This is a genomic window from Nocardioides sp. CCNWLW239 (assembly GCF_037137035.1).
Classification (GTDB): Bacteria; Actinomycetota; Actinomycetes; order Propionibacteriales; family Nocardioidaceae; genus Nocardioides.
Map to the genome: position 1 here is coordinate 32,866 of NZ_JBBBNW010000003.1, position 21,142 is coordinate 54,007.

The window sequence follows — 21,142 nt, forward strand, 5'->3', positions numbered from 1 at the left end:
GGCTTCATGTGGAGTGGTGATGTCAGTGGGTGGAGAGGCTTGCCAGCACCCTGTGGGCGGCCTGCTCGCCCGACGCGGCGGCGTCGGCCAGCGACGGCATGTCGAGGGCGTAGTCGCCGGCGAGATGGACCGGCCCGAGGTTCTGCTTGAGGGTCTTGAGCGATGCACGGCCGCCGGGTCCCCAGAACGGCACGACCCGCGGGTGTCGACGGAGGATGCCCGCGTCGAGCTTGCCCTCGAGTTCCGGATAGATCTCGAGAAGGTCCGCGGTGAACCGCGCGACGATCTCCTCGTCGCTGAGCTCGAAGAGCTTGTCGGCCTCGGCGCCGCCCGCGAAGCAGGCCAGCGCGCCGCCGGGCTTGCGGACGTTCCCGCGGCGTACGGCGGCCGCATGGTTGAAGACCGCTTGGAACGAGCGGCCCGGGGTCGACACCGCGAGGAAGTCGTCCCAGCGCTGGGGCTTGCCCTCCTCGTGGGTGAAGAATCCCACCACCACGTAGCGGCCGTAGCGGATCGACTCGAAGGCCGTCCGGTACGCCGCCGGTAGGCCGGGCATGATCTTGACCGCGACGTCCGCGGGCACCGCCACGATCGCCCGGCGCGCCCTCAGGCGGGCTGGCCCGTCGGAGTCCTGGTAGTCGACGACCACGCCGTCAGCGGTCCACTCCACGGAGTTCACCGGCGAGCTGAGCCGGATCCGGTCGCCGAGGTCCTCGGTGAGGATGTCGGTCAGCGTCTGGTTGCCGCCATACGGCAGCGTCAGGTTCGGCACCTTCTCGGGATCGGTGAGCAGGAGGCCCATCGAGAAGACGAACTGGCGCGCGGCGGTCTCCTCGGGCTCACACCCCATCCACTGACCCGACCAGGACCGCACCATCTCGCGGGTGAGGTCGGAGGAGACGCCCTGCAGCACGAAGTCGGCCCGACGGCGGTCGAGCTTGGCGCGGACGCGGTTGGCCCACCGATTCCTCTCGCTCATCTCGAGGAACGGCACGTTCGCCAGGATGCGGGCACCGACCACGGCCAGGCCGTAACGGTCGCGCCAGGTCATCTTCGACCGGAACATCAGGGCGAAGGGGTTCGAGGTGTCGACCTGCTTGCCGCCCAGGTGCAGGGCGACCGACTTGCCCTCCAGAGTCCCGAGCGGCACCCGGTGACGGTGAAGGGCCTCGATCAGGGGACCGGTGCCTTCGGTGAACTGGGTGCCGACGTTGATCCAGTAGTCGCCCTTGCGGACGGTGTCGACGCGTCCGCCCGTGCGGTCGGACGCCTCGAGCACGACGACGTCGCGGTCGGCGAGGGTGGTGGCTGCCATGAGTCCCGCCATGCCGGCGCCGATCACGACGACCTCGTGGGTCTCTTCCCGGATCTTGCGTGATGTGGCCATGGTTCTCAGCTCGCTTTCGTAGCGGAGTGTTCGCTGCGGCCGAGCGCCGACGAGACCGAGGCGACGAGGCGCTCGGTGGCCTTCCGGCAGCTCGGGCTGACCGCGGTGTAGGAGATGTAGCCGTGCACCAGTCCCGCCTCGCGCGTGACCTCGACCGGTACGCCGGCCTCGAGCAGCGCGGTCGCGTAGGCCGTTCCGTCGTCGTGCAGCGGGTCGAATCCAGCCAGGTTGACGATCGCGGGCGGAAGTCCGGCCAGGCTGGAGGCCCGGTACGGCGAGACGCGCGAGTCCGCCGGATTGGTCCCCTCCGGCAGGTAGTTCTTGACGAACCAGGTGACCTGCTTGGCCGACAGCGCGGGGGATCCCGCGAACTCGTCCTGGGAGGGGCGGTGCTCCACCAGATCGGTCACCGGCTGGATGAGCACTTGGAGCATTGGCTGCACGTTCTCGCCCCGCACCTGCTGGCACAGGACGGCGGCGATGTTGCCGCCGGCGCTCTCTCCGGCGACGACGACGCGATGCGGGTCCACGCCCCAGTCCGCAGCGTGCTCGACGACGTACCGCCAGGCAGCGACCGCGTCGTCCTGTGCTGCCGGGAAGGGGGCGTCGGGCGCCAAGCGGTACTCGACCGACACGACGTCTGCTCCGGTGCCGTGCGCGAACATGCGCGCCGGGGCGGTGTAGCTGGCGCGGCTGCCGATCACGAAGCCTCCGCCGTGGAAGAAGAGGATCAGCCCTCGCGACGGGGTGCCGTTGCTGTAGCGGGTGAGCTGGACCTCGTCTGAGACCTCGATCTCCTCCTCGACGGTGCACGGCTCGACGTGGGACGCGAAGAGGATCAGGTCACGCTCTGTCGTGGCGCGGGCCTCAGCGGGCGGAAGGTCGCTGTAGTCCGGTCCGGACTCGCCCAGCTTCATGAGCAGCGCGACGTCGGGCGCCATGGTGTCGCCGGCCGTGTTGGTCGCGGGCCGCGCCAGCATCCGCTGCAGGCTCGCGGGCAGACGGCTCAGGAAGACGAGGAAGGCCCGCTGGATACGCTGGCTCAACGTGAAGTGTTCCCCGCTCATGAGGCAACCTCGACGTTGGTCAGGTGCGGCGCCGGGCGCTTCTCGGAGAACTGGATGTCCTGGTCGAGCAGCTTTCCCTTGAAGAGTCGGTTGTCCTTGACGAAGGTCGTGTGCATCTGCCAGGGCAGGCCGGTGCCCTGGCGCGGGAGCTCCGCCCGGGCCCGCTGCATGTAGCCGGCCGAGAGATCGAAGAGGTCCTGCTTGGGCATGCCCTCCGGCGCGACGGGCAGGGCGATGTCGTAGCCCTTCTCGTCCATCTCGCGGATCACCTCGATGGCGAGGCGGGCGACGTTGCGGATGCGGAGGGTCCAGGTCGCCTTGGTGAAGCCGAGCATCATCGCCCAGTTGGGCACGCCGGAGATCAGCGCGCCGCGGTACAGCACCTGGTCTGCGATCTTGATCGGGGCGCCGTCCACGGTCGGCTGGATGCCGCCCAGCATCTGCATGATCAGGCCGGTCGCCGTGACGATGACGTCGGCCTCGAGCGTCTTGCCGGACAACAGCTGGATGCCCTCGGGGACGAACCGCTCGATCTGGTCGGTCACGACGTCGGCGCTCCCGTTGCGGATCGCCTCGAAGAAGTCGCCGTCGGGCGTCGCGCAGAGGCGCTGCTCCCAGGGGTTGTACGGCGGTGCGAAGTGGGAGTCGACGTCGAACCCCTTCGGCAGCTCCTTGACGGTCATGCTGCGCAGCAGCTTGCGCCCGAAGTTCGGGAACTTCACCAGAACCGTCACGAGGAAGTGGTCGCGCCAGATGTTCTTGAACCGCGTGAGGCGGTAGCCGAGCTTCTTGCCGAAGACCTTCAGCAGGAACTGGGCGATCTCGTCCACCTGGGGCATCGACGCGACGTAGCTCGGGGTGCGCTGGAGCATGGTGACGTGGGCGGCTGCGCCATCGCCGGTCAGCATCGCGGGGAGCATCGTCACGGCGGTCGCACCGCTGCCGATGATGACCACGCGCTTGCCGCTGTAGTCGTAGTCCTCGGGCCAGTGCTGCGGGTGGAGGATGTCGCCCCGGAAGTCCTCGCGGCCCTCGAACCGTGGCTCGAAGCCCTCGTCGTAGTTGTAGTAGCCGGTGCCGCTGAAGACGAACCTGGCCCGGACGACCTTCTCGGACTCATTGCCCGCCTCGTCGGTCACGGTGACGTGCAGGGTCCATTCCGCGTCCTCGCTGGACCAGTCGGCAGCGGTGACCTTGTGACCCAGGCGAAGGCTCTTGTCCAAACCGAACTCGTCGACGGTTTCCCGGATGTACCCGCGGATCAGGTCGCCGCCAGCGATCGCCTCCTTGTGCAGCCACGGCTTGAAGTCGTAGCCGTAGGTGTGCACCGAGTCGTCGGAGCGGATGCCCGGGTAGCGGAACAGGTCCCAGGTGCCGCCGACCGAGGCGCGGGCCTCGAGCAGGAGGAAGTCCTTGTCGGGGAACGCCTCCGTCAGGTGCTTCGCCACGCCGATGCCGGAGAGGCCGGCGCCGATGACGACGATGTCGGCGTACTCCGTCGCGATGGTCTGGTTCATTGCTGCACTTCCTTCTCAGTGGTGGGTCTGGTGACTGGTGGTACGACGGGGGTGGGCGAGGCGGTCGACGGCGATGAACGCGACGAACACCACGGCCACGGCCACGACCGCGACGTACGACATCGCGTCGAGCGGTGGCGCGGGCGGGTTGACGATGCCGTTGAGATACATCCAGGCCATCGCGGCGGCACCGAGGACGGCTCCGATGACGGTGAGCGGTCCGAGACGTCCCTCGCGCCGGAGCAGCCGAAGCGCGCCCGCGCAGATGAGCAGGTACGGGACGACCCAGAAGTAGACGATGAGCGTCGCGACCGAGTTGTAGACGCCGACGATGTTGTCGGGATTGAGGGCGACCATGATCAGGATCGCTCCCAGGCCGAGGACGCAGATCGTGACGACGGCGGCCGCGGGGCTGTGGTGGCGTGGGTGGATCCGGCCGGCGCGGGCGGGCAGCAGGCCGTCGGCTGCGAGGGTGGCGACGAAGCGTGACCCGTAGTTGACGAACCCGATGAGGGCCGCGAAGGTGGCGATCGCGAGCACCAGGTCGGTCGCGGTCGCCACCGTGCTGCCGAGCCCGCCCTCGACGGCGAGTGCGGCAGCGGGGGAGGTGCCGGTTGCCAGGGCGTCGCTCGCGGCGACGAGGGCGGGCACCTGCAGCAGGGTCGCCACGACGTACAGGGCGCCCAGGCCCACCGGCACGCACATGACGGCGAGTGGGACGGAGCGTCGTGCGTCTCGGGTCTCGGCGGCGAGCGCTGTGCTGCTCTCGAAGCCGACGAGGAACACAGCGCCTGCGGCGACCCCCTGGAAGATGCCGCTCGGCGTGGCTCCCTCGAGGGACAGCTGGGTGCCGAGGTCGAGACCTGCGCTCGCAGCGGCGGCAACGGTGATGACCAGCATCAGCGGCACGGAGATGACGGCCAAGGTGACCGCGGTGCGCACCGAGGTGTCCAGTCCCCGGTAGGCGAGCGTCCCGGCGATCAGCACGGCGACGCCGTAGATCAACATCTGTACGCCGACGTCGAAGCTCGCCTCGAAGCCGAGGGAGAGCAGGAAGCTGCCGGAGAAGAGGCCGACCAGGAAGGCGATCGCGCCGATCTGGGCGACATATCCGAGGAAGAGCGTGGCGCCCACCAGGATGCGTGCCCAAGGCCCGAAGACGTGCGGGATGTAGGAGTAGAGCGACCCGGTGACCACGTAGCGCCGGGCGAAGGCGATGACCGAGAGGCCGACGAGGCTCGTCGCGACCGCGGCGATCAGCGCCCCCAGCCAACTGCCGTTGCCGGCGGTGACCAGCACCAGGGCCGGGACCGAGGCCAGCCCGACGGGCGGGACGTACGACGCCAGGGCCAGCCCGACGAGCTGGTTGCGGCTCAGGTGCTCCCGGTCGAGGCCGTCGACCGAAGGAACGTCCGCCGGGGCGACCGGCTCCTCGGCTGGTGCGTTGCTGGGCGTCATCCCGGGTCCCTTCTGGCAAAGAAGTTAGTCATTTGATTGGGTCGGATGACTAAGTGTGTGTCAGGGATCACGTCGCGTCAAGGGGTCGGGTGGCGTTGCTCGCCGATCGATCAATCTCGCTCAGGCTGTTGACAAGGGAGTTCTCCGGGTCCACGATCTTAGCCAACCGATTGAGTCATGTGACTAAGAATGACATCGGCGGACCCAGGAGGGCCGAGAGATGACCGAGAGCACCACGATCGAAGCGCCAGATGTGCGCTTCGACGCGACACGCGTCGCGATCGAGGACGACGCGACGCCGCTGGTCCGCCTGATCGGGCGCACCCTGAGCCGAGCCTCGGGACCGGGGCGTCCCGCCGAGGATCTGACCGCCGGTCTTGCCGGCACCGTCGCGATCCGATCCCACGACACCCCGCAGACGGCGACCGTCACCCTCGGCGCCGGTGTCGTGGAGGTGACCAGCGGAGTCTTCGTCGAGCCTGACGCGACACTCGTGGTCGACCTCCACGCCCGGTTCGCGCCGACCCAGGAGCCGGCCGGTGACGCCGACCTGGCAGCGCGCGTGCTGCGCGCACTGCGCCCGCCGTTGCCGCACTGGCGCGACGCCGCCGTGCGGTTCTGGGAGATGACCCGCGACATCGCCGGAATCCCAGACGTCCTGCTCGTGGAGGCTGCTGGGCCGGACGGCATCGAGCGGGGCCGGTTCGGGGAGGGGACGACGACGTACCAGATCGCCGGTCCTGCCGACCTTCTCGCGGGTGTCTTCAGCGGCGCCGACGACTTCCTCGCCTCCCTGGCCGAAGGGCTGCGGGTCCAGGGCACCTTGTCCCAGCTGTCCGTCATGACGGCGGCTTCCTGGAAGGTCCGCTTCGATGTCTGAGCTCGCACAAGCCCGGGGGGCCGTACGCCTCGAGGCCACGAACCACGAGGGCAGCCTCCTCGGCAAGAACGTCTCGCCGCAGAAGTTCGAGGCAGGAAAGGACGCCGGCTTCGCCTTCGCCGACATCCTGTTCGCCATCGACCTCAACAACGAGATCGTTTTCGGCGACGCCTTCCCGGAGTGGCGAGGCAACCTCTACGACATCCAGATGATCCCGGACATGTCGACCCTGGTGGAGTGGAAGCCCGGCCTGGACTCGGTGATCGGTGACTACTGGCTCAAGGACGGCACCCCGGTCCCGATCTGTCCGCGCAACCTCGTGCGGAAGCTGGTGGCCAGCCTCGCCGACAACGGGTACGCCGCCACGGTGGCCGTCGAGATCGAGGCCACCTTGTTCGAGGAGTCCATCCAAGAGGCCCGGGCACGCGGTTATCGCGACCTCACGCCGCTGGGTGGCAGCACAGGGGCGACGTACCACCTTGCCCGCTCCAAGGACTGGGTCGACTACATGGAGGCGGTCGTCGAGAGGCTCGACAGCGTCGGCATCGCGTGGGAGGCCTGGACAGACGAGGCCGCCCCGGGCCAGACCGAGCTGAACCTCGCTCCGACCGACCCGGTCCGGCTGGGCGACAGCTGGGCGCGCACCCGTCAGGTGATGCGCGAGGTCGCCTTCGAGCGGGGCCACACGGTCTCGTTCATGGCCAAGCCGACCGCCGGATTCGGTCAGGGGGCGCACATCAACGTCTCGCTCCAGAGCGACGGTGTGAACCGGTTCTTCGCCGAGGACGGTCCCTCCGAGCTCATGCGGCACGCGGTCGGCGGGCTGATCGCCACGATGGAGGGCAATACCTCGATCGCGCTGCCGCAGATCACCTCGTACCGACGGCTGGTCGACCTGACCGGGCCGCCGACGACGGTCAGCTGGGGCGTGAACAACAAGACCACCGCGGTGCGGGCCATCACCGGCCACTCCAAGTACTCGCGCCTCGAGTACCGGCTCCCTGGCGCCGACGTGAACCCCTACCTGGCGCTGGCCGGCGTGCTGGCCGGGGTGCTGGCCGGGATCGAGCGACGGATCGAGCCGCCCGAGCAGGTCACGGACATGGCCTGGTGCCTCCCCGAGAGCGCCGGGGTGAGGCGGATCCCCGACACGATGTCGAAGGCCGGCGCGGCGCTGGACGCCGATCCGCTGCTTCGCGAGTACCTCGGCGACGAGTTCGTGGACTTCTGGGTCGCCTCCCGCCGATGGGAGTGGATGGAGTTCCACACCAAGGGTGGCGACCCGTTCGTCGAGCTGTCCGCGTGGGAGTCCCAGCGATACTTCGAGTTCCCGTGAGCGCGCGCGAGGAGGCCGGGGTGATGCGGCCGCTGATCGGCATCACCGGACGCCGTTTCCAGCTGTCGGTGCTGAACGGAGCCGACCCGCGCTACGGCGACCGCTGTATCGACACGTCCATGTCGGACTTCGCGACCCGGGTCGCCGAGGCCGGTGGACTGCCCGTGCACCTGTCCTACGACACCCACGCGGCCGCGGTCTGCGCCTGGCTCTCCGGCGTCGTCATCACCGGAGGCCAGGACGTACACCCCGCCTGCTGGGGAGGCGACACCTCCGTGGTGCGCGACGTCGACCCGCGGACGAACCCGATGGTGCACGACGCCGAGCGAGACAGGTACGAGATCGCGCTCGTCCGCGCGGCGATCGAGCGGGAGATCCCGGTGCTCGGCGTGTGCCGTGGCCTGCAGGTGATCAACGTCGCCCTCGGTGGCACCCTCGTGCCCCATCTTCCGGACGGTCCGGTGAGCCATCTCTCGGCCGAGATCGCGCCCACGGATGGCACCGTCGACCACGTCGTGAGCTTCGCACAAGGCTCGATCTCCGCGGACCTGTTCGGTGAGGACACGATCACCAACTCCTGGCACCACCAGGCCGTCGACAGGTGCGGCGCCGGGGTCATCGTGACCGGTCGGGCCGATGACGGCGTGGTCGAGACGATCGAGATCCCGGGGCGTCCGGTTCTCGGCGTCCAGTGGCACCCGGAGTGGATGAAGAGCAACGACCCGGCGCTGACCTGGGTCGTCGAGCAGGCGGTGCAGCGGCTCGCGAACCACCAATCCGTCGGACGAGAGTAGAGGAGCCCCCAGTGAGCACACACGTCACGGCCGGACCCGTCGTCGCGGCCGAACGGATGAAGGAGGACCCCGACGTTCCGACGCTGAGCCGGCTGTTGACGCGGCGCGCAGAGGACTCAGGAGCTCGGGAGTTCCTGCGCTTCGACGAGCGGTCGTGGAGCTTCGCGGAGATCGACGCCTGGACCTCCAGGTTGGCCCACAGGCTGATCGAGGTCGACGACGTACGCCCGGGCGACCGGGTCGCGATCATGCTCCCGAACGTCGTGCACTGGCCGGTGGCCTGGCTGGCCGTGCTGAAGGCCGGCGCGGTCGCCGTGCCGATCAACTGCTCCTACCAGCGCGCCGACCTCACCTTCGTCCTGAAGGACTCGGGCGCCAGCGTCATCTTCACCGACGCCGTACGTTCCGGCCTGGTCGCCGAGGTGCTGGAGGCCGAGGCCGACCTGGCCGGTGTCCGCGTCGTCCAGGTCGCCGACGACGGGTCGGAGCCGTTCCCGGCCACGGCGCCGGAGGTGCCGATCGCGGGGGAGACCCTCGCGAACCTGCAGTACACCTCGGGCACGACCGGGTTCCCGAAGGCATGCATGCTCAGCCACGACTACTGGGTCCGACTCGGGTGGATCTGCGCGGCCGCCTCGGGCCTCGGGGCCGAGGACGTGCTCCTCACCTCGCAGCCGTTCTCCTACATGGACCCGCAGTGGAACACCGCACTCGCCCTGACGCTCGGCGCCCCGCTGGTCGTGCTGCCGCGGTTCTCCGCGTCGACCTTCATGGCCGACGTACGCCGCCACCGGGCGACCTTCTTCTACGTCCTCGGCTCGATGCCCACCCTGCTGTTCAAGCAGCCGCCCACGGCCGAGGACCGGGAGAACGATTTGCGGATGGTGCTCTGTTCGGGCATCCCGGTCGCGCTCCACGCCCAGCTCGAGGAGCGGTGGGGTGCGCCGTGGCGCGAGGTCTACGGAATGACCGAGTCGGGGATCGACCTGGTCAGCTCGTTCGACGACGCCGCTGCCGTGGGCAGCGGCAGCCTGGGGCGGCCGGTGCCGACCAAGCAGGTGCGCGTCGAGGATCCGGTCGAGCCGGGGGAGGAGGTCCCACCCGGTGAGCCGGGCGAGCTCGTCATCTCGGGCGCGCCGATGATGAACGGCTACTGGAACCGCCCCGACGCCACGGCCGACGTGCTGCGTGAGGGCTGGCTGCACACCGGCGACCTCGTCGTGCGTCGCCCCGACGGCGGCATCCAGCTGGTCGGCCGGATCAAGGACATGGTGCGGCGCGGTGGCGAGAACGTCGCCTGCGCCGAGGTCGAGGCGGCCCTCGAGCGTGACGACCGGATCGTGGCGGCGGCCGTCGTCGCCGTGCCCGACGAGGTCATGGGCGAGGAGGTCAAGGCCTTCGTCCAGCTCAGGGGAGGGGTGTCGGAGGACCGGGCCACCGCCCAGGAGCTCCTCGAGCGCGCGGGCGCCTTGCTCGCGCGGTTCAAGGTGCCCCGCTACGTCGAGTTCGTCGCCGACTTCCCGCGCACTCCCTCCGAGCGGGTCTCGAAACCCGCGCTCAGGGCCCGGGCCGCCGCCGAGCCCGGCACCACCTACGACTTCGCCAGACCGAGGAGCTGACCATGACCATCCCTGCAACCGGTGAGGACCACCTCGACGTCGCCATCGTGCGCGACGTCGCGGTGCTCACGCTCGACCGTCCCGAGAAGCTCAACGCTCTCACCGTGGCCACGCGCTTGCGCCTGGCGGCGCTGGTGCGGGAGCTCGGCACCGGCGAGTCCGCTCGAGGCATCGTCCTCACGGGCCGCGGGCGCGCCTTCTCCGCCGGCGAGGACCTGAAGCAAGCGCCGACCACGGAGGCCGAGGTCCACGAGGCGTTCGAGAGCTTCCACGACGTCACCCGCGCGATCCTGCAGACACGGGTCCCCGTGGTCGCGGCGGTCAACGGCATCGCCGTCGGTGGAGCCTCCGAGATCACGCTGTGCTGCGACGCCCGGATCGGCACGCCGGCGACCGAGTACTTCCAGCCGGAGAACGCCCGCGGCCTCACCATCTCCAACGCGACCAGCCTCTTGCTCCGGCGTCTGGTCGGCAATCACGCGATGCGCATCGTCCTCGGGTCCCCGCGGGTCCCGTCGGCGGAGGCGCTGCGGATCGGTCTGCTCGACGAGGTGGTCGAGCCTGACCAGCTCATCGAGCGCGCCGTCGACATCGTGCACGCCTGGACCCCCGAGGGGAACACCACGGCGCTCCACCTCGCGCTGCTGCGGCCCCTGCCCGCTGAGGTCGAGGCCGCCTTCGAGCGCGAGGACCACGCAGCCCACGAGGCCTGGGCTAGCGGACTGCTCACTGCCGGCGTCGCCGGCTTCTGGAACACGAGGGAGACCACCGCATGATCACCACCCGAGCCGCCGTGCTGAACGAGATCGGAGCACCGCTGGAGCTCACCGACATCCGCGTCGACGACCCCGAGTCGCACGAGGTCCGGGTAGCGGTCAGTCACGCGGGGCTGTGCCACAGCGACCTCCACTACATGACTGGGACCGTGCCGACGGAAGTCCCGGTCGTCGTCGGACACGAGGTGGCCGGTGTGGTCGAGTCCGTTGGCTCGGCCGTGACCTCGCTGCGTCCCGGCGACCGGGTGACCGGCGCCCTCACCCCCTCCTGCGGCGGGTGCGTGAACTGCGACGCCGGACGCTCCACCCAGTGTCTGCGCCTGGACGACGTACGCCGTCGGCACCGCTCCGCGTTCGAGACGCTCGACGGGCTGCCGATCGAGCGGCTCGCCGCCATCGGAGCGTTCTCGCAGCACATCCTGCTGCGGGAGAGCGCGCTCGTACGACTGCCGGACGACGTCCCTCTGCACGTCGGGTGCCTGCTGTCCTGCTGCATCGTCACCGGCGTCGGCGCTGTCTTCCGTGGTGCTCAGGTGCGCCCGGGAAGCACAGTCGCGGTCGTCGGCTGCGGTGGCGTCGGGTCGGCGATCATCCAGGGTGCGCGGCTGGCCGGCGCCTCGGCGATCGTCGCCATCGACCTGGACGAGGACCGGCTCAAGGCCGCCCGGACGTACGGCGCCACCCACGTCATCAACGGCGGCGACGGCGACACGGTCGCCGAGCTCCGCCGCCAGCTCGGCGACGGCGTCGACTACTCGTTCGAGGCGGTCGGCTCCGCTCGGACAGCGGAGACCGCACTCGCCCTCCTTCGGCCGATGGGCACCGCGTGCCTCGTCGGCATCGCGCCGGCAGGCACCGAGATCAGCGTGCCCGCCCTGGACTTCTTCTTCGAGGAGAAGCGGCTCATCGGCTCCTACATGGGATCGGGCCAGGCGCGAGAAGACATCGCCCAGTTCGCCCGCCTCTACCAGCAAGGACGCCTCCTCCTCGACGAGATGGTGACCCGGGTCATCCCGTTCGCCGAGATCAACGAGGGCTTCGAGGCGATGACGTCCGGTGATGTCACCCGCATCGTCGTCGACCTCCGATCCTGACCCACGAATCCGTAGAGGAAGTCTGATGTCCAGCAAAGAGATCACGATCGCCCAGCCGGTCAACTACATCGCCGACGAGTGGAGCGAGTGCACCACGGTCGACGACGCATGGAACCTCGACCCCAACACGCTCGAGCCCGTCCACCGGACCGTCAGCACCCCGCTCGACGACGTCGAGCGCGCCCTGCGGCATGCGGAACGGAAGTACGACGTCGGCCCCTGGGACGAGGAGGGCAGGCACGAGCGGGCCGAGATGCTCGAGCGCGTCGCCGAGCTCCTGGAGAGCAGGACCGAGGACATCGCGCGCACGGATGCGCTCACCAGCGGTACGCCGATCAGCGCCACCCGCACGGTGGCGTCCTTCCTGCCCTACCGCATCCGGGCCACGGCCGCTGACCTGCGGGAGATCCCGCGGGTCACCGCCCTGGCGGCCGGTGGCCGCGACGTACGGCTCTACAAGGTTCCGTGGGGGCCGGCGGCGGTCCTGACCCCGTGGAACGGGCCGAGCTTCATCCCGGCCGCCAAGGTCGTCAGCGCCGTCGCGGCCGGCTGTCCGGTGATCCTCAAGCCCTCGGAGCATGCGCCGGGCAGCGCCCAGATCGTGGTCGAGTGCTTCGTGGAGGCCGGCCTCCCGTCGGGTGCGCTGCAGCTTGTCCACGGCGCCGGTGAGGTCGGCGCCCGACTGACCGCCGACCCACGGATCAAGGTCGTCTCGTTCACCGGCGGACCCGGAGCGGGCCGCGCCATCGCCCGCGCGGGGGCGGAGGACTTCAAGGTGCTGCAGCTGGAGCTCGGCGGCAACAACCCGGTTCTCGTGCTCGACGACGCCGACCTCGACGTCACCGCCCACGGCATCCTCGACGGCATGACCAAGCTCAACGGTCAGTGGTGCGAGGGGCCCGGCAAGATCCTCGCCCACCGCAGCCTGGTCGACCCCCTGCTGGACGCGCTGACCGAGCGGATCTCCAAGCTCACCGTCGGCCACTCGCTGGACGAGGACACCCAGGTCGGACCGATCTCGAACGGGCTGCACTTCCAGACCCTGCAGGGCCGCATCGAGGGGTTGCGTGAGCTCGGGGCGAGGATCCACCAGCCCGCAGCTCTCCCCGAGCTCGGCGGCTACTTCCTCTCGCCGACCGTCGCGTCCGGTGCTGATCCGGCCCGGGCGACGGCCGAGCTGTTCGGTCCGCTCGTCTCGCTGCACGCCGTGGACTCCGACGAGGAGGCGCTGCGGATCACGAACGCCCGTCCCTCGGGCCTAGATGCGTACGTGTTCGGCACCGACACCGATCGGGCGATCGAGGTCGGCTCGCGAATCGTGGCCGGTGAGGTGCGGATCAACGGCGCGAAGATCGCCGACCTCGGCGACGACTCGGCCCAGAGCTTCTGGGGCCCGGCAGGCATCGGCGGCCACGGGCCGGCCGAGTCCGTACGCGTCTTCTGCGGCGACCGGGTTGTCGGTGTGGACTCCCCGGACCTGCCCCTGTGAGAGCCGGCGCGGCGGCGCTCAGGCCTTGGCCGGCGCCGCCGCGAGCCTGGTCGTGAGCCAGGTGTCGAGCACGGAGCAGTTGAGGTCCATCTGCGCCCGGGCGACCGTGGCGTCGCCGTAGGTCAGCCAGTTGACGCCGAAGCCGTCGGCGAGAGTCGCCAGGACGTAGGCGACCTCGTCGATGAGGTCGGGCGTGACCGGGTCGCCGGCGGACGCCTCCTGGAGCGCCTTGCGTACCGTTTCGAAGGCCTGGTCGTAGACGGCGATGCCACGGTCGCCGTGCTGACGCCGGGCCCAGTTGACGAGCTCGAAGGTCGCGGCGGTGAAGCTCGGCGACTCGAGGTAGCACTCCATCACGCCGCGCAGGATCTGTCGGGCCGCCTCGGGCAGCGTGGTGTGCGGATCGCTGCCCTCGATGACGTCGCGGTACTTGCCGGCCACGAAGGTGTAGACGTCCGCGAAGAGGTCCTCCTTCGAGTCGTAGCAGTAATGCAGCATCGCCACGTTGGCCTTGGCCTGCTCGGCGATCCGGCGCGTCGTCGCGCCGTCGATGCCGTGGGCGGCGATGACCTCGACGGCGGCCTCGATGAAGTCGCGACGTCGCTGGGCGACGGGGATGCGTGCCATCAGGTCCTCCGAGGGTGTAGGTGCGTCCCTACCGAGTTGGGCGCTTGATTTAGTCACCCCGACTATATCAGTGCCGTCCTGTGGATTCTCGCCTCAGAAAACTTAGTCAAACATCTTAGTCATAGATCTTGATCACATGACTAACTAAGTCGTAGCGTATGAGCCGGATCACACATCCCCGGATCGGAGACAACCCATGGCGCAGATCAACCAGCAAGCGGCAGCACGCCGCCGGGCAACGGCAGGACACGGGCCCGGCAGGGGTCTGCTCATCGGCATCGGCGCGCTGATGGTCGTGCTGACCAACGCCGTGATCTTCATCCTTCCGCCGCTGCTGCCGGTGATCCAGGCGCAGTACGGGCTCGCCACGGTCGCCGAGACGACCTGGCTCTACACCGCCCTGACGCTCGGCGGGGGAGCGGGATTCATCCTGCTGCCGCGCCTCGCAGACCTGTACGGCGACCGGAACGCGTCCGTCGCCGCGTCCGCCTTCCTCGCGGTCGGCGCGGCGGTCCCGGCGGTCGGCGACTCCTACCCGACGCTCCTCGTCGGGTGCACCCTGATGGGCTTCGGCTGCGCGGCGCAGCTGCTGCCGCTGGGCTTCCTGCGACGCAACCTCGGCGAGTCCGGCATCACCATCGGCGTCGCCGTCCTGGTGATCGCCACGGGCGCCGGCATCGTCGTCGGCATGATCGGCGGCGGACTGATCGTCGAGACCCTGTCCTTGCGCAGCTTCTTCGCGATCCTCACCGCCGCCTGTGCTGTGACCACCCTCGCGACGTACCTTCTGGTCCCGCACGCCCCGCCGGCCGAGCGCACCGGTCGGATCGGTGTGGTCGGCACGGTCTGGATGATCGGCTGGGTCGCGGCGATCCTGCTGACCCTGACCCAAGGACTCGTCTGGGGCAACGCGGCCCTCATCCCGCTGGCGATCGGCGTCGTCGGCGGCATTGCCTGGATGCGCGCCCAGCGCCGGTCGTCGACGGCCGTCTTCGACGTGGCCCTGATGCGGGCGCCGCTGGTCACCGCCTCGTGCCTGTCCATCGCCCTGTTCGCAGCGGTGAACTCGGCCTTCCTGCTCCTGCTCAGCACCTACGCACAGGTCATTCCCGAGGCGCTCCGCCCGGTCGACGCATACGGCCTCGGGCTCTCGGCCCTCCAGACCGGCTTGCTGATGGTGCCCTTCGCCGTGACGTTCCTGGTCGGCGGCGCGGTGGTCGACCGTCCCGTCGCCAACGGTCGCGGCGTGCCCGTGTTCGTCGTGGGTGCCCTCATCAGCGCGGCGGGCCTGGCCTGGCTGGCGATGATGCACGACCAGCAGTGGCACTACCTGGTCGGCGCCGCCGTCATGGGCCTGGGCTGCAGCATCGGGTACGCCGCCGGCTTCACTCTGGTGCAGACGGCCGTGCCCGAGGAGAAGGCCGGGATGGCGGCCGGCGTCGCAGGCACCTTCATGGCGGTCGGTTTCGCGTTCGGCACGGCGCTAGTCAGCGCTGACCTCAGCGCCTCCCTGGTCCCGGTGCCCGGTACGACGCTCGAGGTGGCTGCCGAGGGTCTCTACGGCACTGGCTACTGGATCTCCGGCGTTCTGTCCCTGCTCGTCGTCGTGACCGTGCTGGTCTCGAGCGTCCGCTCGCGCCGGCGTACCAGCCGGGTCGCTGCCTGATCTGGTCCTCTCCAACTCACCCAAAGGAAATCTGACATGAAAGAGCTGCTCTTCCTGCTGGCCGATCTGTGGATGATCGTCGTCGGCTTCTATTGCGGATGGAAGTTCATTCGGCGCTACGACAACTACCTGCTCGGCCTCGAGTGGATGGTCGTCGCCACGTCGGGGTCGAACTTCCTGCTCTGGTCGCTCATCAGCGGCGACGAGGGCCACGTCCTGTACGACATCGCCTACTTCTTCGACGCCTTCTCGCGATCGGTGGGCATCACGCTGATCGCCGTCCTCGGCCTGATGCGTGTGACCCACCGCTACAAGCCCAGCGTGACGGTCGAGGTCGGCGTCTTCGGGCTCGCGATCGCCGCAGGGCTGTATCTGCAGCAGTTCCGCGGCCACGAGCTGCACGTGGGGCCCGCGTCGTACTACCTCGTCGTCAATCTGCTCACCACTGCGTTCCTCGCTTACTTCTCGTGGCGTCTGTGGACCATCGGAGCCCGGGGCCACGCGGTCGCCGCCGGACTGGCGAGCGCCGCGGCGACGGCGATCGCCCTGATGTACGACTTCTTCCCGTTCCCGGACGACGCGCACCGCACCGTCTTCTACATCCTGGCGCTCAGCACCTGGGGCTTCCAGATGTTCGTCTACTTCCGCGCCTACGGTGCCTTGAACGACCACAACGTCGCCACGGGTCTCGAGCCGGCCGGCGGTGACCGCAAGGTGGTCCGCGCATGAACACCGACCACGTCACCTACAGCGCCTTCACCGGGTGGGTCGACCCACCGGCCGACGTCCAGGGCCAACTCGAAGCCGACCTCGACTGTCGGGTCGCCGTCATCGGCGGTGGCATCAACGGGATGTCGACCGCACTGCGGCTCGTCGAGCGCGGCCAGGACGTCGTGCTCCTGGAGGCCGAGTTCTGCGGCCACGGCTCCAGCTCGCGCAACGCAGGGCAGTTGGCCGGCGCACCGGGCGGAGACATCCAGCTGCTCAACCTGCTGTCGCGCAAGAAGATGCCGGGCATGATGCGGCTCGCCGAGCGGGCCGCCCACCATGTCGAGGACTTCATCGCGAAGCACGACATCGACTGCGAGTACGAGGCGACCGGCAACGCGTTCGCCGCGGTCTCGCGAGGTCAGATGGGCCGGGTGCGACGGGTCGCCAAGATCGTGACCCGTGCCGGCGGCCACGTCGAGGTCGGCACGGCCGCCGAGCTGGGGATCCCACGCAGCTTCGTCGGTGGCATGCGCGAGGTCGTCGGCGGACGGATGAACCCGGGCAGGTTCAGCCTCGGCATGCGCCAAGTCCTGCTCGACTCGTCCGCACGGGTCTTCGAGCAGACCAAGGTCACCGACGTGACGCGCGAGGCCGGCCGGGTCGTGCTCACGACACCGCAGGGCCGGGTCCGGGCCGACCGGGTGGTGATGGCCACGAACGCCTTCGCCGGGGAGTGGAACATCACCCCGAAGCACCTCTCCGTGCCCATCTACGTCATCGAGGTGGAGACCGAACCGATCGCACCCGACCGGCTGGCCGCGCTGGGCTGGACCAGCGGCATGGGTCTGGTCACCCAGCACGCGATCATGGAGAACTACCGGCTGACGCCGCGCAACACCATCGTGTTCGGCGTACGCCGCCTCGAGCGCGGCACAAGCTATCCGCTCCCGGAGAAGGTGCCCGACCCCGGTCTCGTCGAGGAGCTCGCGGGAGCCTTCGCCACCCGGTTCCCCTCACTGGCCGACGTCAAGGTCCAGCGGGCATGGGGCGGCTGGATCGCGATCACCTCGTCCTGGCTACCGGTCGCGGGGCAGGTCAGCGACGACATCTACTACTCGATCGCCTGCAATGGGCACGGGCTCGCCCAGGCACCGTACGTCGGCACGCTCATTGCCGATGCGATCGTCGACGGCCACCGCCACGAGGACCTGGAGACGCTCTGGCAGGACAAGCCGAAGTTTCCGGCGCCGATGATGATGGGCCGTCTCGGCCTGCGCATGATCTGGGCCGTTGACCGGTTCAACGACAGCGTCAATGGTAGTCGGCGCAACGCGCGTCGCGGCGCCCCGCTCGTAGAGCCAACGAGCTGATCGTTCGACGCACGTCTCGGGCTCCTGGAGCAGACACCCCTCGAGAAGGAGATCGCATGCACGAGAAGGAAATCACCGGCCGGGCAATCTGACGAGGTGTGTCTGCGGCCGCCAGCGCTGCCACGGCTGGCTCGGCGCCTGCGTCCATAATGGCGGACGTCGTCATCGTCGGTGCCGGCATCTCGGGCCTCATCGCCCCGGAGCCTGGTCTAGGTGGGGTCCAGTCCGTGGCCGTGCTGGAGGCCAGCGACCACGCCGGCGGTCGCCCTGCTCAACCAGGAGGTCCTTCCCGGAGTGATCACCGGGGGGCGGCGGCGAGTAGGTCGGTTCCCGTCAGGACCGTGTCCTTGCCCTCCTCGACGAGCTCGGCCTCAAGCTCGTCACGGTCCGGCCGCAGCAACTGCCTGCGCTCCATAACCGAATCGACGATCACCGACGGACCCCGCTGAACGGAAAATCAATCCGTCCAACCGCCCTTCCGTACCCTTCAAGACTCTCGGCACGCATGCTATCAAGGTCAGTAGAAAACCACCTTATGACCTGCGTTTATGTGGTTGTCGACGGTTGTTGATGGAGGGACTGATCGGGCGTGCACGGTGGGGTGAAGTTCTACACCGGACGTGCGGTCGATGCGCGGCGCTATGTGGAGGCGGACAGCTTCGGGGCTGACGACTACTACCTGGGCGAGGGCTCGGGGGTGGCCGACCGATATGTCGTTTCTGGTCGCCGGGTCGGGCGGGCGCCGGCGATGGATGCGGAGACGTACGAGCGGTGGGTCGGCGGCTTCGACGTCATGACGGGAGAGGCGAAGGGGCGGCTGCGTAAGGCGGGGGTGAAGTTCGTCGAGGTCACGGTGAACGGGCCGAAGTCGTGGTCGCTGGCCGCGGCGCTGCATCCTGACGTGTCACTGGCGTACGACACGGCTCAGCGGTGCGCGGCGGAACAGATCCTGTCGTGGGTGGGGGAGCACGCGACGACGCGGGTGGGGCCGATGGGGCGACAGGTACAGGTGCCGGTGGGGGAGTTGGAGGCGGCGGTGGTGGCGCATCGTACGTCGCGGGCGGGTGATCCGCACTGGCATCTGCATCTCCAGGTCAACGCTCGCGTGTGGGCGGCGGGGAAGTGGCGGGGACTGCACACGGTCGGGTTCCGAGAGAGCATCGGGGCGATCAACGGGGTCGGGCATGCGGCGGTGATGACCGATCCGGGGTTCAGAGCGGCGCTGGCCGCGCACGGCTATCACCTGGATCCGGGGTCGGGGGAGATCGTCGAGCTCGAGGCGTACGGGGAGGCGTTCTCGGCGAGATCGAAGCAGATCGGGCACAACATCGATCGGTACGAGACCCAGTGGCGAGGCGAGCATCCGGGGGAGGAACCGGGACCCAGGCTGCGGCAGGCGTGGGACCGTCGGGCGTGGGCAGATGAGCGTCCCGACAAGGTGATGCCGACCTCCGGTAAGGCATTGGAAGAGCACTGGCGCGACGAGCTCGCCGAGCTGGGCTTCCGTACACCTCGCCATGGGGTCGAACTGCGCACCCCGCTGCCCGGAATGCTCGACCAGGACGAGTTGGCGGCCGAGGCGCTGTGCCGGTTGGGCGCTCGTCGGTCGGCGTGGAGCCGGGCAGATGCTCGGGGCGAAGCTGAGCAATTGATCGCAGAGAGCGGGCTTGTTGTGACGGCCGGCGTCCGAAGCGAATTCACTGAGGACCTGACCGCGCGGATCGTCGCAGCCTCGGTGCCGCTACTCGGTCGGGAGGACGTGCCCGTCGACGTACGTGCGTTGACGTCGCAGCAGGTGGTGGCGGTCGAGTGGCATCTCGTGCGGCGCTTCACCGGCCGGGCTGAAGGACCCGGGCGCCCGGTCGATCTGCGGCGAGCACGACGCACGATCGCCGGGTTGGGACGGGACCAGACGGCAGCGGTGGCATACCTCGCAGGCGGCGATCCGTTGGTGATCGTCGAGGGCGCAGCAGGCGCGGGCAAGACGGCGGCGCTCGTGGCCGCGCGGAGGATTCAGGAGATGAAGCGGCGGCGGATGCTGGTGGTCTCGCCGACTTTGAAGGGCGCCAAGGTTGCTGCCGGTCAGGTGGGCACGTCGGCGTATTCGGTGGCCTGGGTGCTGCGGCAGTACGGCTTCCGATGGGACGACCAGGGGCATTGGCACAAGGTAGAGACGACACCGCACCGAGCGGCGTGGCTGCGCCGAGGCGACCTGCTGGTGGTCGACGAGGCGGGCATGCTGGATCAGGACAGCGCGGTGGCGCTCGTGCAGATTGCCGATGTGACCGGGGCTCGTCTGGCGTTGGTCGGTGATCGGCATCAGCTGCCTGCGGTGGGCCGGGGTGGCGTTCTCGATCTTGCGTGTCGTTACGCCAGAGACAGTCGTGTCGATCTGGGCTCGGTGCGCCGGTTCGCGGACCCGGAGTATGCCGAGCTCAGTCTCCGGATGCGGGCCGGGCAGCGGCCGGAGGCAGTCTTCGACCGGCTGATCGCGCGTGGAGAGATCGTCGTGCACGCCTCCGAGGTCGAACAGATCGCCGCATTGGCCGTGATCGCAGCGGACACCGAGGAAAGTGTCGCGGTGGTGAGCGATACGCGCGACCAGGTCGCCAGGATCAGCGCACTGGCCCACCGAGAACGGGCCGCCGTGCTCGACCCGAAGAGCAGGTTTGGCACGAGGTCGGGGGAGCGGATCGAGGTCGGCGACCGGGTCGCGACCCGTCGCAACGACCCTGATGCGGACGTTGCCAACCGGGAGACCTGGACCGTACGCAAAGCCGACCGGAAGGGCGTCGTCCTCCGAGGCCAAGTCGATGGCCGGGACGTGGGCCGCCGCGTGTCGTGGGACTATGCCCGGGAGCATCTCGAACTTGCCTATGCGACCACGACCTACGGCGTCCAGGGTGAGACCGTCTCGGTCGCCCACGTCGCGGTCGGCACCCACACAACTGCTACAGCGGCCTATGTCGGCATGACGCGAGGCCGAGACCGCAACGTCGCCCACGTGGTCGCCGAATCAGTCGAGGAGGCCCGTCTCCAGTGGGTCCAGGTCTTCAGTCGCGACCGTGCCGATCTCGGGCCTGCCCACGCAGCACAGCGGGCGGCCGACGACATCGAGCGCTTCGGTCCGCGCGCGAAGCAGCGTGCGTCGGCCGGGCTTCGCGGTTCCAGGCACGCGTCGCGGCAACCGGTGGATATGCCTGGACTCGGTCGACCTGCTTCGACGTCAGCGTCGATGCGCGGTCCAAGCGTCGGTATGTAGGCAGTCAGTCCGGCCGTTGCGCGGAGGAGCTGAGAAGGTCAGCGACCAGGTCGAGGTCGGTGTTCGATCAATACCGAACACCGAACAGG

17 protein-coding genes are annotated in these 21,142 nt (G+C 69.1%); 11 read left to right on the forward strand and 6 right to left on the reverse strand.

Annotated elements, in window-relative coordinates; all coding sequences use genetic code 11:
• Positions 1-22: 22 nt before the first annotated feature.
• From WBG06_RS11965 to WBG06_RS11980, 4 genes are read right to left on the reverse strand one after another with little or no spacing between them, the layout of a single operon-like run.
• Positions 23-1,387: a flavin monoamine oxidase family protein gene (locus WBG06_RS11965; protein WP_336736983.1), complete on the reverse strand. Its 1,365-nt coding sequence runs from the start codon at positions 1,385-1,387 to the stop codon at positions 23-25.
• Between the two features lie 5 nt (positions 1,388-1,392).
• On the reverse strand, positions 1,393-2,454 hold the full coding sequence (locus WBG06_RS11970) for an alpha/beta hydrolase (protein WP_336736984.1): 1,062 nt from the start codon (positions 2,452-2,454) through the stop codon (positions 1,393-1,395).
• On the reverse strand, positions 2,451-3,971 hold the full coding sequence (locus tag WBG06_RS11975) for a flavin-containing monooxygenase (RefSeq protein ID WP_336736985.1): 1,521 nt from the start codon (positions 3,969-3,971) through the stop codon (positions 2,451-2,453). The genes WBG06_RS11970 and WBG06_RS11975 overlap by 4 nt, the downstream gene beginning before the upstream one ends.
• A 15-nt stretch (positions 3,972-3,986) precedes the next feature.
• Entirely contained in the window at positions 3,987-5,429 is a 1,443-nt protein-coding gene (locus tag WBG06_RS11980) for an APC family permease (protein WP_336736986.1), read from the reverse strand.
• Between the two features lie 220 nt (positions 5,430-5,649).
• On the opposite strand from WBG06_RS11980, the gene WBG06_RS11985 reads away from it, so the two are divergent.
• Genes WBG06_RS11985 through WBG06_RS12015 form a run of 7 tightly spaced genes read left to right on the forward strand, consistent with a single transcriptional unit; the run spans position 5,650 to position 13,417 of the window.
• Entirely contained in the window at positions 5,650-6,309 is a 660-nt protein-coding gene (locus WBG06_RS11985; protein ID WP_336736987.1) for a hypothetical protein, read from the forward strand.
• Positions 6,302-7,645, forward strand: coding sequence for a glutamine synthetase family protein (locus tag WBG06_RS11990; protein ID WP_336736988.1), 1,344 nt, complete (start codon positions 6,302-6,304; stop codon positions 7,643-7,645). Before WBG06_RS11985 ends, WBG06_RS11990 begins: the two co-directional genes overlap by 8 nt.
• The gene (locus WBG06_RS11995) at positions 7,642-8,439 is read left to right on the forward strand and encodes a gamma-glutamyl-gamma-aminobutyrate hydrolase family protein (RefSeq protein WP_336736989.1); all 798 of its coding nucleotides are present in this window, start codon (positions 7,642-7,644) and stop codon (positions 8,437-8,439) included. Before WBG06_RS11990 ends, WBG06_RS11995 begins: the two co-directional genes overlap by 4 nt.
• 11 nt (positions 8,440-8,450) lie before the next feature.
• Positions 8,451-10,058 (forward strand): class I adenylate-forming enzyme family protein, encoded by a 1,608-nt coding sequence (locus tag WBG06_RS12000; protein ID WP_336736990.1) that lies wholly within the window; start codon positions 8,451-8,453, stop codon positions 10,056-10,058.
• Between the two features lie 2 nt (positions 10,059-10,060).
• On the forward strand, positions 10,061-10,834 hold the full coding sequence (locus WBG06_RS12005) for an enoyl-CoA hydratase/isomerase family protein (protein WP_336736991.1): 774 nt from the start codon (positions 10,061-10,063) through the stop codon (positions 10,832-10,834).
• Complete coding sequence (locus tag WBG06_RS12010) at positions 10,831-11,928, forward strand: zinc-binding dehydrogenase (protein ID WP_336736992.1); 1,098 nt, start codon at positions 10,831-10,833, stop codon at positions 11,926-11,928. The genes WBG06_RS12005 and WBG06_RS12010 overlap by 4 nt, the downstream gene beginning before the upstream one ends.
• A 25-nt stretch (positions 11,929-11,953) precedes the next feature.
• Positions 11,954-13,417, forward strand: a complete 1,464-nt coding sequence (locus WBG06_RS12015; RefSeq protein WP_196873613.1) for an aldehyde dehydrogenase family protein — start codon at positions 11,954-11,956, stop codon at positions 13,415-13,417.
• An 18-nt stretch (positions 13,418-13,435) separates the two neighbouring features.
• Here WBG06_RS12015 and WBG06_RS12020 read toward each other — a convergent pair whose 3' ends face one another.
• On the reverse strand, positions 13,436-14,044 hold the full coding sequence (locus WBG06_RS12020) for a TetR/AcrR family transcriptional regulator (protein ID WP_196873614.1): 609 nt from the start codon (positions 14,042-14,044) through the stop codon (positions 13,436-13,438).
• A 196-nt stretch (positions 14,045-14,240) separates the two neighbouring features.
• On the opposite strand from WBG06_RS12020, the gene WBG06_RS12025 reads away from it, so the two are divergent.
• Genes WBG06_RS12025 through WBG06_RS12035 form a run of 3 tightly spaced genes read left to right on the forward strand, consistent with a single transcriptional unit; the run spans position 14,241 to position 17,791 of the window.
• The gene (locus WBG06_RS12025) at positions 14,241-15,710 is read left to right on the forward strand and encodes an MFS transporter (protein ID WP_196873615.1); all 1,470 of its coding nucleotides are present in this window, start codon (positions 14,241-14,243) and stop codon (positions 15,708-15,710) included.
• A 36-nt stretch (positions 15,711-15,746) separates the two neighbouring features.
• Positions 15,747-16,439, forward strand: a complete 693-nt coding sequence (locus WBG06_RS12030; RefSeq protein ID WP_196873616.1) for a transporter — start codon at positions 15,747-15,749, stop codon at positions 16,437-16,439.
• Entirely contained in the window at positions 16,436-17,791 is a 1,356-nt protein-coding gene (locus tag WBG06_RS12035; RefSeq protein ID WP_336736994.1) for an NAD(P)/FAD-dependent oxidoreductase, read from the forward strand. The genes WBG06_RS12030 and WBG06_RS12035 overlap by 4 nt, the downstream gene beginning before the upstream one ends.
• A gap of 298 nt (positions 17,792-18,089) precedes the next feature.
• Here the strand turns inward: WBG06_RS12035 and WBG06_RS12040 are convergent, their stop codons facing one another.
• Positions 18,090-18,224, reverse strand: a complete 135-nt coding sequence (locus WBG06_RS12040; RefSeq protein WP_336736995.1) for a hypothetical protein — start codon at positions 18,222-18,224, stop codon at positions 18,090-18,092.
• A 168-nt stretch (positions 18,225-18,392) separates the two neighbouring features.
• Between WBG06_RS12040 and mobF the strand changes: the two genes are divergently transcribed.
• The gene (mobF, locus tag WBG06_RS12045; RefSeq protein WP_336736996.1) at positions 18,393-21,053 is read left to right on the forward strand and encodes a MobF family relaxase; all 2,661 of its coding nucleotides are present in this window, start codon (positions 18,393-18,395) and stop codon (positions 21,051-21,053) included.
• Positions 21,054-21,142 lie beyond the last annotated feature (89 nt).

What these genes read in the sequence shown, in the direction of transcription:
- WBG06_RS11980 (WP_336736986.1), bottom strand. Translation starts at nt 5,429, where the DNA reads ATGACGCCCAGCAACGCACCAGCCGAGGAGCCGGTCGCCCCGGCGGAC.
- WBG06_RS11970 (WP_336736984.1), bottom strand. Translation starts at nt 2,454, where the DNA reads ATGAGCGGGGAACACTTCACGTTGAGCCAGCGTATCCAGCGGGCCTTC.
- WBG06_RS12005 (WP_336736991.1), top strand. Translation starts at nt 10,061, where the DNA reads ATGACCATCCCTGCAACCGGTGAGGACCACCTCGACGTCGCCATCGTG.
- WBG06_RS11990 (WP_336736988.1), top strand. Translation starts at nt 6,302, where the DNA reads ATGTCTGAGCTCGCACAAGCCCGGGGGGCCGTACGCCTCGAGGCCACG.
- WBG06_RS12030 (WP_196873616.1), top strand. Translation starts at nt 15,747, where the DNA reads ATGAAAGAGCTGCTCTTCCTGCTGGCCGATCTGTGGATGATCGTCGTC.
- WBG06_RS12020 (WP_196873614.1), bottom strand. Translation starts at nt 14,044, where the DNA reads ATGGCACGCATCCCCGTCGCCCAGCGACGTCGCGACTTCATCGAGGCC.
- WBG06_RS12035 (WP_336736994.1), top strand. Translation starts at nt 16,436, where the DNA reads ATGAACACCGACCACGTCACCTACAGCGCCTTCACCGGGTGGGTCGAC.
- WBG06_RS12025 (WP_196873615.1), top strand. Translation starts at nt 14,241, where the DNA reads ATGGCGCAGATCAACCAGCAAGCGGCAGCACGCCGCCGGGCAACGGCA.
- WBG06_RS12010 (WP_336736992.1), top strand. Translation starts at nt 10,831, where the DNA reads ATGATCACCACCCGAGCCGCCGTGCTGAACGAGATCGGAGCACCGCTG.
- WBG06_RS12015 (WP_196873613.1), top strand. Translation starts at nt 11,954, where the DNA reads ATGTCCAGCAAAGAGATCACGATCGCCCAGCCGGTCAACTACATCGCC.
- WBG06_RS11975 (WP_336736985.1), bottom strand. Translation starts at nt 3,971, where the DNA reads ATGAACCAGACCATCGCGACGGAGTACGCCGACATCGTCGTCATCGGC.
- WBG06_RS11985 (WP_336736987.1), top strand. Translation starts at nt 5,650, where the DNA reads ATGACCGAGAGCACCACGATCGAAGCGCCAGATGTGCGCTTCGACGCG.
- WBG06_RS11965 (WP_336736983.1), bottom strand. Translation starts at nt 1,387, where the DNA reads ATGGCCACATCACGCAAGATCCGGGAAGAGACCCACGAGGTCGTCGTG.